The organism is Fluviispira vulneris, from assembly GCF_014281055.1.
Lineage (GTDB): Bacteria > Bdellovibrionota_B > Oligoflexia > Silvanigrellales > Silvanigrellaceae > Silvanigrella > Silvanigrella vulneris.
Genome location: NZ_JACRSE010000009.1, coordinates 1 through 12,751 on the forward strand (window position 1 = coordinate 1; position 12,751 = coordinate 12,751).

Below are 12,751 nucleotides of genomic sequence, written 5' to 3' on the forward strand. Positions count from 1 at the left end.
GTTGAAAACAAACGATTTAAACCCCTTGCTCCTTCATCTGCACCTAGTCCATATTCGTTGAGTATCATAATGATTAAATTCTGAATTTGAGAACAAACTGACTGCATTTTAACTGTTGAATCTTCCAAGGGAAGTGCAGAAAATCCAATTATTAAATGAATTCCTTTACCTCCGTGAGATCGTGTTATGTACTCAATTGACGCACAAATTTTAGGTAATTTCGTTGATAAAAAGTTATGTACTTTGTAATAGTCAATCTTGCCTTCTTGATCTTTCCACTTCTGAGGGGTTCTATGTGCATCGATATCAATCATTAGATAGCGAAGAACTACCGATCCTGTTGGGTTTAAAATTCCACAACTTTGTAAATGAGCATAAATTCTTGCGCAGGATACAATAAGTTTTTGACCATCTGATTCGATATACTGCTTGTAATCGTGCTTTCCTGTTCTTGAGGGCTTTCTTTTAGCGCTGGTTTTAGAGATGGACATTTTTCCACCTCGTCAATGCTGCTAATATATTATTTTTTCGGTTATGGTTATCTATTAGGTAAGTTACTAATTTTTTATATTTATTTAAAATAAAAATTATTAGAATGACATCATTGTAGTAGGGGTTTCCACGAAAAAACCTCATGAGAGCCTTTCTTAGCTATTGCGCAGAAGCTCTCAATCGGCTACCATGAAAATATCGATTTTTCTTTTCGATGGTGGGTTTTTTGAGTTGAGCCTTACGCTAGTTTTAGCTGGGTCTTCTCAGAAGACCCTTTATTATTTCAAATATTAACTAAACACCTTTATCTTTACAAATATCGTCACTATTTATTTTTGTATCATTTTGAATTTTGTTTTTTTTACGCCTATAGTTTTCTCTATTTTCTTTTCGTTTCCACTTCCAATATTCTTTTCTAACATGAGAGTTCTCTAAGTATTCTTTACTATTAATTATAGTTTCATACATGAAATTTGGGTCCTTATGGAAATTTAATTCAATACATTTTTTAATATTAAAGCCATACCTTAATGTATAAGTAAAATGAATTGCCCAATCTGTAAATATTTTGCTTGTATCTTTAAATAAAGACATTAGTTTTAATGTCCAAAATCCGTGATTATTAATTATGTATCTAATTGCTAATCCATCAATATTAGGAAATACAAGTCTGAGATTTTCGATACGTGGTAATTGCTGAATAATTTCATATGATTCATTGAATTCTTGATTACTTAAAATTTTTTGAGTTTTACAATTATTTAACTTTCTACTCTCTTTTTTTAAATTAATTTGTTTATCTTCCTCTTGAGTTACTTTAATTGATTTTTGATTTTGTAATCTTAATTCTTTCTCTTTTTTCTGCAACAACTGCTGCTTAAATCTCTTTAATGCATTTGAAATAGAGTTTTTCATCCATTTTGCATCATTTACTTTGTTTTGTTGAATTGCTAGTTTGCAAATATTTTCTATAAATGATTCAGGTAATTCAATTGCCCCATCTATTACAAGTATTTTTTGTTTTAATTCCAGTGTATCCATTTTTAACCATCTAACTATTTATTATTAATTTATTCCTAAAATCTCGAGAATTTTTTCTAATTCTTTCTGATCTTTAAATGATAAATAAAATTTTCCACTATTCTCATTCTTACCTTTTTGAAATTTTACTTGGATTCCCATCTTTTTTAAAACTCTTTCCTCAATAACAGAATAATCATTTTTTCTTACTTCATTAACGCACTGAGGTTCGAGTTTTTTTCTGATAGCGTTTAATAATGCTGATTTGTTTTCCCATTTTTTCTTAGCAAACTCATTAAGTAACACGCGTACTGAAAAAAATGAGGGGTTTTCTCTAATAATTGATTTAACTTCTTCAGGAAAGCGAGCAATATTTATATAATACTGAACAGTTCTACTATCTTTTTCATATTTTTTTGCAATTTGTTCTACTGAATAATCAAAACACAGTAAATTTAAATATGATTCCGCCAAATCTACAGGACTCAAATTCTTCCTTAATATATTCTCGTCTAAACTTCTTATTAAAGAATCACTAGAATTTGTATGAGATTTAAGTAGGCATGGAACTTTTTCCAAACCAATTTGCTTTGCAATTGTTAATCGACGTTGTCCTGAAACACATATAAGCCTCAAATCAGGATCTCTTTTAACTTCAACTACCAAATTTTGAAGAATACCCTCACTTTTGATACTTTCAGCTAATTGTAAAAACTCATGGCTATTATTATCCAATGTTTTTCTACAGTTTTCTTCTATGACTATATCTTCAGTTGGAATAAGGGCTGTTTTTCCAAAATATTGCTCTATATTTTGGTATTTTTCTTGCTCACGGGAAGTTTTATCTTTTTCAAGACGTTGAATTATTTGTTCATGCTTAGAATTAATCGCAGATTGAATATTACTCATAGGCTAATCCCTTACTTTTTGCGAACGCGTTCGCAATTCTATCGATCCCTTACTTTTTGCGAACGCGTTCGCAATTCTATCGATCCCTTACTTTTTGCGAACGCGTTCGCAATTCTATCGATCCCTTACTTTTTGCGAACGCGTTCGCAATTCTATCGATTAAAATTCAATACTTGCTTCAACTTCATCAGAAATTTTATTTACTAATTCCATATTGGGGAGTGGTACTCTTCCCATTCTTTTCCCTTTTAAACTTGGCAATAATTCACCAGCAAGAGCACAATATGCATTTGAAATAATGGAATTTGGTTTCCATGTGACGACAGGTTGACTTGCAACGCTCGCTGCAGGGATCGAAGCTGAATTAGGAATTAAAGTTTCACAGACAGGAAAATTAGCAGCTTTTGCTAATTCTCTAATTTTTTCAACAAATTTTGGATGTGTTGCAAAAGATTTATCATATCTACATATGATTGCACCTAAATTAAATAATAATGGATTTAAATATTTTCTTATTTTTTCAGCAGAATGAACCATATCTACTAAGCCTTTAGCACTTTCAGGATCAGGAAAAACTGGCATTAAGTAATAATGTGCGGAAGTCATTGCAGACATGTACAAGCAGTCTAAAGTTGGATGAGTATCTATAATTACGATATCGTATTTTTCAAAAACAAAATCTGACAGTATTGGCTTTAATAGTAAATGTTGATGAACCTGACCAGTCATTTGAACAACTGCATCTGTCAATTCACGTGTACCAGCTAAAACATCTATATTTGCTGATACTGGAGATTTTAAAAAAACATCTTCACATGGGATTTCTTTTAAAATTGCTTTTGCTAAATTCTTTTTTTCAGCATCAGACGGATTAATTCCTAATATATCTGTAGCATTGCCTTGGTAATCGGAATCAATTACTAATACACTTTTACCTAAGCTAGAAAAAGCAGCAGCTAAATTTACAACAGTAGTTGTTTTAGCAACTCCACCTTTTTGATTTGCTATACAAATGATATTTGTTTTTTTTGACATTTCTTATCTCCTAAAAAGAAACAGAGACTAAATTGACTCTACGTCTAGCTCAGACCTGAGTCAAGGTGTCAAAAAATAAATACAGATTTTCAGATATTTTTTCAGAAGATCCTGCAATTTTTTTTGACATAATAAAATTTGATTAAATTTTTAGCATACTCCTCTAGATTTAAAAGATACTCCGGATAAGTACAATTATCCTGCCAATCGATTGAATTTCTGTTACCTTTAGCAACGCATAAAGAAACAGAGATGTTTCCTTGAGGCTTGAAATCAAAGGCACAATTTTATTCTGCATGATATTTAAGCTCATGCGCGAGCACAGGGAAAATTGGCAGGATAATTTTTAGAAGGACATTCACCTATGAAGTTAGAAAATATTTTAGAGCTCTTTCTAAAGAACTTGCATACAAAAGGTGCATCTCCCCATACTATAAAAGCGTATAAACTCGATCTATTAGATTACTTAAAACATTTAAAAGAAAACGAGTGCTCCGAGGAAGCAGCTTCTCTCTATAGTTTAGTTGTCGATGCCACAAGTATTGAGTTTAAAAGTTATAAGGAATACTTGGGTCAATCTTCTCCTGCCACCATTCAAAGAAAGTTTATTACATTAAGGCGTTTTCTGAGTTGGTGCCTAAAAGAGGGTTTTAGAAAAAATCCTGTGCCTGAGCCTCCGAAACTTCCCAGCTCCCAACCCCTTGCCCCACGCTGGCTCAAGCGAAATGAGCTCAATTCCTTATTTCGGCTTGTGGAAAAACAAGGCAACAAAAGAAATGAAGCCATTGTCCAATTGCTTTTTCATACGGGACTCAGAGTTTCAGAGCTTGTTTCCTTAACTTGGGAAGATATTCACATAGGTCGCTATGAAGGACTGCTCACGGTTAAATGCGGGAAAGGTCAGAAAAAGAGGTTTGTTCCTTTAAATGCAACGGCGCGTAAAGTTCTTCTTGAACTCAAAGACGTTTCAAGTCAAAAAGAAGCAAAGGATTTTCTCTTTCACGGAAAAAGAGGACCTCTTAATGAAAATGGGGTCTTGAAACTTTTTTACACCTTAAGCAGTTCATTAAGTATGGATACAAAAAACAAAATCACCCCCCACCGCTTAAGACATACATTCTGCAAAACGCTTCTCGATAAAAAAGAATCCATTGAAAAAGTCTCGACCCTTGCCGGTCACTCTTCGCTTTCCACTACACAAAAATACATCACCCCTTCGATTGAAGACCTCAAACTTTCAGTCGATAGCCTCATGGATTAAAAGCCGCTTATATTTTTGTTATGGACAATTTGATTTCCCATTGACTCAGTATGGGCAGTTTACTATACTAAAGTATAGTAGATTTATGCCGAAAGGATCTTGTGATGTGGGAAATTGAGTTTTTTGAGGATAAAAGAGGCAAAAAGCCCGTACAGGATTGGTTCGCAAAACTTGCAAAACCTGACCAAAAAGAAATTGCTAAATGACTCGGTTTGCTTGAGATTTTTGGGTACGAATTGGCATTGCCACACGCTAAAAACTTAGGAGGGGGAATTTATGAGTTACGCGCTAAATCAAAAGGAGCTGGCTACCGTATCTATTACACCTTTAAAAATGACAAAATCATTATTTTATTAGTCGCAGGAGATAAGTCTACCCAACAAAGGGATATAGAAAAGGCAAGAAATTTAAAGGAGAGTTTATGAAAAATAGCAACAACTGGAGAGAAATCAGAAAAAATTATTTCACTCAAAAAGAACTGCATGAAATTGATCATGAAGTCGCGAAAGAAGCTGCTATTCTTAAAAAACTTCAAGATTCAATCTCAAAAGAAGTCGCTGCATTTATGGCTAAAAAAAATATCGGCTTTAATGAATTCATGCTTTTAATGCACTCAAACCCAAGACAAATGTCTAAAATTGTAAAAGGCGATTGCAATTTAACCATGCTTTCCATTGCTGAATTAGCCACAGTCATGGGCAAAAATGTTAAAATCGTGTTTGAATAAATTAAAGAAAAAATATATGGCTGCTTACCTATTAGAGGGGCACTGCGCTCCTAAACAGAGGAAGCTGCTCACTTTTTCAGTGAGGAAGGCATCACTGTATTCATTCTAAGGTGCTTTAGCTATAGCGATATCTATAGGTTGGCCAAATTCATAAGAAGCATCAGCACATTCTGTTAATTCACCAGATTTATTTATGCTACAGATACTTACTTTTTCACTTCCAAAATTCATAACATAAGCCTTTCCATTGTTGATAATGATACCTTCTGGGTAACTAAAATTATGTGAAGTGTCAGTACATTTTGTTAATTTACCAGATTTATTTATGCTACAGATACTTATTTTACCTTCATAATTTGATACATAAGCCTTTCTATTTTTAATTGCAATACCATTAGGGCTACTAAATGTATGATTATCGTCAGTACAGTTTTCTAAATTTCCAGCTTCATTTATACTACAAATAGTTACTTTTTTACTTCCATAATTTGAAACATAAATCTTTCTATTTTTAATAGCAATACCATAAGGTCTGCTAAATGTATGATTATCGTCAGTACAGTTTTCTAAATTTCCAGCTTCGTTTATACTACAAATAGTTACTTTATTACTTTCATAATTTGAAACATAAATTTTTCCTTTGTGAATAGCAAGATCAACAGGGCTACTAAATACATGATTATTGTCAGAACAGTTTTCTAAATTTCCAGCTTCGCTTATACTACAAATAGTTACTTTTTTACTTCCATAATTTGAAACATAAATCTTTCTATTTTTAATAGCAATACCACCAGGTCTACTAAATGTATGATTATCGTCAGAACAGTTTTCTAAATTTCCAGCTTCGTTTATACTACAAAGAGTTACTTTACTGTTTTTAGCGTTTGTCACATAAGCATAAGTTTGTTTTTGCACTGTTTCTACAAGTCCCAGCTCTAGCTTTACAGGGTCGCTGTTATTTGAATTTGAAGGAGTTTGGGTTTTGATGCCTTTATAATCTTCTTTGCAGCTGTGAAGTGCTACTGCTAAAAATCCTATATATAATAAATTTTTATATATCATTAAAAACCTCAATTTTTATATTTTTTAATAATAACTAAAAAATCAATAAAACAATTAAAACTCTTAATAACTATTAATAGCACAAATATCAAGCATTATTTTGTTAGTAACATTAACTCTTTAATTTCAGTTATTTACTGGCCTTTTTTAAAGAAACGTACGCACTCGTAAAAGAAAGGATGATTCCCAACGTTTACTCAGCATTATTGTAAAATATCTTTCGATAGTGAATCACTCACCCCTAAAGGGAGCTACCTTATGTGGGATGAAGCTTTATAAAATGCATAAAAATCTATATTGAAGTGGCATATAAATCATTTGCTGCTGATGAACGAATGTTAGAAGCCTGTTGTTCAAGTTCATCTGAAAAATTCAAATTGCGCTCGATAATATCTGAAAATCCATTTGTCGGGCTCATATACCCTTCTCCTGAACCACTTGCATATGAGTTTGAATCATGTTGAGTATTTGCTGAAGTGTCTGCAAATAAATCTAATCCACGGTTTGTAAGACTTTGTATTTTATATGCTGTTGAAGCAATCTGATTCACTAAAGGTCCATAGCGCATAATTGTACCAATATGAGGAATACCTAATTTCACAGAAGTATAAACAGTTTTTGCATATGACATTGAAAAAGAAACTGGTAAATTCCCAGAACGATATAAATCAACTTTCGCCATTCTATTTAAATCGTATACTTTTGTCCGTCCAAGAGCTGTTTTTGCAACTCCTCTCGCACTGCTTCCCACTGACAAGACTGCCGAAGCCACCCCAAACGAAAATGCAGCAATATTGAGGTTGCGAATATGATTCGAATTGTCTGAACCATATTTTTTATCAACCATCGAAATACCTTCAGCTGCCACATCTAATGTCGAAGCGACAACCCCAAGTCCTGCACCAATCGCTCCCACCACAGCAAGAATAGAAAGTGAAGCCCCACCTGTTGGCACTGCTGCAGCAATAGCTATACCTAAAATCACTAAACTCACAGCAAGACCCAGTACTTTTTTAAACATACTCCAAAACAATCCGCTTGGATCTTGATTATTAATTGGATCTCCATTGCAATATGAATACGAATTCAATCCCCCTTTGCCAAAGGGGCTTAATGGATCGGGAGAAAGAAAAACCATTAATTCTGGACTATAGGCTCGCTGACCGTTCCCTAGATGATATAAATTCGTGATCGGATCGAGTCTTGAACCATTAAACCCAATGTTATGGCGTTTGATAAGAGGTTCAGTAGAATCTGCTTTGTTATTATTGCATTCACCATAGGGTGTATAAAGTCTTAAAGAATTATCCACTGTATTTGTCGATATTACTTTCTTAACACTCCCCGCATCATCTAAAATATTTATTTCAGATGATGATTCTCCAGATTGTTCAATTTTTCTTCCCAATATTTTATTATTATCAATTAGGTACCTTAATTTACTGCTTCCTTGGGTCTCACCTATGAGCTGATTATTGAAATAATGCAAATGTAAAGGATCTTGGTTTACTACAATTTGACTTATTTGCCGTCCTTGAGCATCATATCGGTATTCACAAAGTCTATTTCCTGCGAGTGACGTGGAAATCATCCTCTCAAGACCATCATACTGAAACTCATGCCCCTTATGATCTGATAAAAGATTACCAGAAGCATCATATTGCAAAACATGCTGACTGAAAGGATTGGAATAAGATACTTGGACAAGCTGAGTTGGGTTTTCCTGGCTAAAAGTCCGTGTGCATATATTTTCGCTATTATCCATAAATTGAGTTTTAACACTTGTTATATTATCTAAAGAATCAAAAGTGAAATCTTGTTTCTTTATTTTGCGCCCATGTGAATCAAGAGGAAATTCTGCTCCATTACATTGATAAGAAATCAATCGTCTATAAGCATCGTAATAAAAAATCTCATCACATAATGTATTCCCCCGAGCATCCCCAATTTTTCTCTGAGAAATTTGTCCATTCGGATAGTAAGAAAGAGAAATTGTTTGTAATAAAGCTCCATCGCGTCGCAAACTTCGGATGGATTCTCGGCCAAAATTATCGAATGAAAGTGTCGTTTCAACTTGGAAATGACCTTCATGGACTGTCACTCTATTCATACGTCCTAAATTGTCATAATAACAAAACACATTAAAATTATTTGCGCTTATTTTTTCCAATCGACCATAATTATCGTAGACTCGATTTTCTGTATCACCCAAAGACGATTCAAAACGTAACAATCTACCTGCAGGTGAATAAACATATCCAGATTCATAATTACGCCCATTTAAACTAATAATTTCCTTACTTGGGCGTTGCCAATCATCGTATTCAATATGACGAGTAGAATTTATATTTTGTGCCTTTGTCATATTTCCAGAAATAGTATGATACTCAAAGTTGGTAGATTGGTTTTCGATTTCAAAACGACTCAACGCAGAAAGCTCAAGATTATAATTTAAATTTTTCCAATAACCACGTGGTGAAAGTGAAGCAGTAGGAAGAAAAGAATCTGCAGAATATTCAAAGCGTGATGTTTGCCCGCCTCCTTTATTTTCAGTGATCAATCTTCCAATTCCATCGTATGTGCGTGTGCCAACGACTTTATTATCTACACTAACCCTTTTTGCAAGTGAGGAAGTGGTATATTCGACAAATTCAGATTTAATCGTTCGTGCTGGTGCGCTGTTATTTGCTGGAATTGTTTGAGCTTGAATAAGTCGATCAAATATATCATATGTATAATAAACTGTGTGACCATTTATATCTTTATCTGATTTGCATCTTCCTAAACCATCATATGTTCGAACTTGGGTTTGTATTCTTTCATTATTTGTACCAATTTCTGTTACTTTTTCGATTTGTCCAAATTTATTAAAATGTGTTTCTGTTCTATTTCCTCCAAGAACTCCTTCTGTTTTTGTATTCTCAAGAGGATTTTCTTCCGAAATGTAAGCAGATCCGTCAGGATTTCTTATATGACTGAGTTTACCCCATGAGTTATATGTATATTGTGTTGATAATTTCACATCTCGCACATTGAAATTATCTATAATAACTTCTTCAATCAATTGATCCAGTCGATTATAATGCAAAGTTTTAACAATTTTATCTGAATTATTATTTTGCAACTCAGCCAAAGAAATAGGACGCCCCAGACCATCATAACGAGTTACAGTTCTTTTACCCAAAGCATCAGTAGAAATAAGTTTTGCAGGTTCATTTGCAGAGGCAAATTGATAGGAATAAAAACGTTTGGCTTCATATGCTGTTCCAGGCGAAACTACTTCAGATATTATACGACCGTGTATATCATACTCCATAACAATAGTAGATGTTTTATCTGCTTTTTGTATAGATTTCAAACGATTTGTCATTAGAGATAAATGGCGAGTGGATTCAGACCAAGTACCATCACTCACTGATACTCTTCTTGTTTCCGTTAAGTTATCCCCATTAAAACTATAAGAAAACTGAGTTGTAGAAATTTGATTATTCATGCGCAGAATAGAGGTTTTCAATCTTCCATGTAAAGATAAATTGCTTTTCATATCATTATAAATAAATTCTGTTGTCACTATATTATTAACAATTTCTTTATTGCGTATCACAAAATATTCTTTTGATCCATTAATTGCCAGCTTCGCATATGTATGATTAGTTGTTTTTGTCGGTCCATCATTATTTACCGGAATTATCATTTCTTGTTTTAAAAAACGGCTAAAAGCATTAAAAGGATCAGGTGGACAATTGCTTCCTTCTCCTGTTTGAGGATAAAAACTATATTGATATTTAATACCTGATTTTTCAATTTGTGATAAAGTATTTCCGTAATCATCTGTTTCAATGTGTGTTACTTCTTCTCTCGAAACTCCTGTGCTAAGGAGTTTATAACGTGTAACAATTTTTTTAGGATTTTGTAAATTGGCTGGTTGCTCTGGAAAAAGACGACCTGCAATTTCATTGTAAGTTATTTCCTTTATCGTTTGGGCATGCCCTCGTTGTAATATTTCTTCTTTTAATAAGTGAAATTTATTATAAATTGTCTTAATTGATTCATAAACAATTGTTTCATTATTTGGCTCTATTGTTTTTTCTTCTGTCCAATATTCATAATCTCCTACTTTTAAGTAAAGATTATCTTCATACGGAAGAAATCCCCCTCCTGAAAACGGATAGCCTAAAAAGTTTTGTCCTTGACTATAGCTATATATTTTTACTGTACTAGGTTGCCCAGCTGCTGGATTATTTTCCCATTGACTAACAAATGGAATATATGTATTATTATCAAAATTATGCCCATTTTCTCGATAAGTAATAAATTCTTGCCCTCCGAGAGGGTTTGTTATTCTTCTTATTGCAGTAAAACCACTCGTAGAAAATGTTTGGTATTCGTATTTATAGAAAGCACTTGGATTAGGTTGATTTATATTCGCATCATAAGGCACAGTCACTGATATCAGTAAATTATTTTGATAACTATAAGCAATAGTTGATTTTTTATTATTTTCAATCAGTGTATGCGATTTTTGTAATAAATTATTAGAATACTCGAAATTAAGCATATCTTTATTTGCTTGTACATTTGCAATTCTTTGTAATTGCTCATTTGGAGTATAATAAAACCTATATATTTCACCATTTTCAAAAATAATTTCATAGGTCTTATAATTTGATGAAGGATTTATCCTTTGCAATATTTCTATAATTCCATCTTTATAAATTATTTCAATCCTATCATTTGCAATTTTTTTAACTAAGATATCCTTTATTTTTTTATCTTTAAAACGAAAAGAATATCCTTCAGGTGGCATGGATTCAGAACGAAATGTACCACCACTTAACAGCTGAAGAGTTGAATTTGCTGTATTATATTCACTTTTACCTAAGCTCCAGCCCTTACCAAATCCTTCATTGTTTGTATTCATCATATTAAATATAAGAGAAATATCTCTTGTCGATTCTATAGAACTTGAAGATCGAATCGTTGCTAATTTAATAACAGCACTGTATTGACCAGTGCGTAAATCAACTGAACCATTTAAATAGGAACTAAAATTAAACGCATTGGAATAAATATTCGTTGTCATAATTTCTCCATATTTTTTTAGATGAAATAAAAATGTTTATTTCATCTAAAATATTTAATATAAAATTAGATTTAGCCATTTGAAATTGTTAACATATTAAAATTTTCAATGCTGTTAAAAATATATTTATGCACGCAACCAAAATTATCTGTTATATTATAGCTCATTCTATTGTCGTAGTTAGTGCTCACGTGACTGTTAAACGCGAAGCGCAAAGCGCGAATAAATTGATTATTTTCTTTCAAATTAACACTACTTGTATCATTTACATAATCAACAATGTCTTTTATTGTTAGATAAGTTACATTTGACTTAATAGTTGCACATATAAATCTTTTTGATTTTGGCTTTTTATCGGTGAAATACAAAAGTTTCGAAGAAGTATACCCTTGCCCAGAAAAGGCCTCTTCTAAAATCCTTAAACTATAAGGTAATTGCCAGTAATAGATATCAACATCATATCCATTGGCTGTATAGGCATCATCCCTACGATGATTAAGAAGATTGCCTACATTTATTCTATAAGGTGCAATGGGGGTGATCGTAACGTAACTTTCATCATTCACTGTATGAGTAGAATAAGTTTGGCCATTGTCTAGTTTAATAGTCGCCATAAGTTTCTGTGGCTGAATTGGAACGGAAGAACTACAGCGAAGATAACGAGTAAAAACTTGATAAGAAGCTCTTTCAGTCACACTTAAAAACCCATCTTCAATTAAATTAGTCTCAAAATTTTTATCACTATTAACATCAAGACTGCTCTCGTCCGATTCTGAAAATGAACCAGGAATAAAGCCAAAATCAAATTTATTTTTTGTATCGTCCTTAAACCAGCCACTAGGTAAAGAGGCAAAAACATTTGCAGAATACTCAGCAATTTTTATATTATTTATTTCATTATTTGATAAAGATTGCCTTACCCACCTGCTATTTTGTTCATCATAAACTAATTTTTCAACTTGTATTTCAACTTTACATTGTTGATTCCCATTTGCGTACATTCTCGGTTCACCAATCGATGTAATTTTAAACCAACCTAAATTTAGCACACTATAATTCTGAATATTTTGAAATTTCTCAGTGGTATTTTGTCTAGATATATTTTCATTCGTCATATTGGCCTCCGAATCCACAAAGTTGTTTAACGGAACAGAAAAAAACA

Annotated in this window: 9 protein-coding genes and 1 pseudogene; 3 read left to right on the top strand and 7 right to left on the bottom strand. The window is 32.7% G+C overall.

Annotated features, from left to right (window positions below):
- The 4 genes and pseudogenes from H7355_RS15700 to H7355_RS15715 form a co-directional block, all read right to left on the bottom strand.
- Positions 1-491 (bottom strand): annotated as a pseudogene (locus H7355_RS15700) (hypothetical protein); the annotation flags it as partial.
- Positions 492-786: 295 nt separating this feature from the next.
- Positions 787-1,533, bottom strand: coding sequence for a hypothetical protein (locus tag H7355_RS15705; protein ID WP_186650318.1), 747 nt, complete (start codon positions 1,531-1,533; stop codon positions 787-789).
- Positions 1,534-1,557: 24 nt separating this feature from the next.
- On the bottom strand, positions 1,558-2,421 hold the full coding sequence (locus H7355_RS15710; protein WP_186650338.1) for a ParB/RepB/Spo0J family partition protein: 864 nt from the start codon (positions 2,419-2,421) through the stop codon (positions 1,558-1,560).
- A 159-nt stretch (positions 2,422-2,580) separates the two neighbouring features.
- On the bottom strand, positions 2,581-3,456 hold the full coding sequence (locus H7355_RS15715) for a ParA family protein (RefSeq protein ID WP_186650341.1): 876 nt from the start codon (positions 3,454-3,456) through the stop codon (positions 2,581-2,583).
- A gap of 364 nt (positions 3,457-3,820) precedes the next feature.
- On the opposite strand from H7355_RS15715, the gene H7355_RS15720 reads away from it, so the two are divergent.
- From H7355_RS15720 to H7355_RS15730, 3 genes are all read left to right on the top strand, one after another.
- Positions 3,821-4,717, top strand: coding sequence for a tyrosine-type recombinase/integrase (locus H7355_RS15720; protein WP_186650356.1), 897 nt, complete (start codon positions 3,821-3,823; stop codon positions 4,715-4,717).
- Positions 4,718-4,929: 212 nt separating this feature from the next.
- Positions 4,930-5,142 carry a type II toxin-antitoxin system RelE/ParE family toxin gene (locus tag H7355_RS15725; RefSeq protein WP_186650375.1) on the top strand — a complete coding sequence of 71 codons (213 nt, stop codon included), beginning with the start codon at positions 4,930-4,932 and terminating at the stop codon, positions 5,140-5,142.
- Entirely contained in the window at positions 5,139-5,444 is a 306-nt protein-coding gene (locus H7355_RS15730; protein WP_130613176.1) for a hypothetical protein, read from the top strand. The genes H7355_RS15725 and H7355_RS15730 overlap by 4 nt, the downstream gene beginning before the upstream one ends.
- 105 nt (positions 5,445-5,549) lie before the next feature.
- Here the strand turns inward: H7355_RS15730 and H7355_RS15735 are convergent, their stop codons facing one another.
- The 3 genes from H7355_RS15735 to H7355_RS15745 all read right to left on the bottom strand — a co-directional run bounded on the left by H7355_RS15735 (position 5,550) and on the right by H7355_RS15745 (position 12,704).
- Positions 5,550-6,506 (bottom strand): beta-propeller fold lactonase family protein, encoded by a 957-nt coding sequence (locus H7355_RS15735; protein ID WP_186650392.1) that lies wholly within the window; start codon positions 6,504-6,506, stop codon positions 5,550-5,552.
- Between the two features lie 292 nt (positions 6,507-6,798).
- Positions 6,799-11,589, bottom strand: a complete 4,791-nt coding sequence (locus H7355_RS15740; RefSeq protein ID WP_186650395.1) for an RHS repeat domain-containing protein — start codon at positions 11,587-11,589, stop codon at positions 6,799-6,801.
- Positions 11,590-11,660: 71 nt separating this feature from the next.
- Positions 11,661-12,704 (bottom strand): hypothetical protein, encoded by a 1,044-nt coding sequence (locus tag H7355_RS15745; RefSeq protein ID WP_186650397.1) that lies wholly within the window; start codon positions 12,702-12,704, stop codon positions 11,661-11,663.
- Positions 12,705-12,751: the final 47 nt, after the last annotated feature.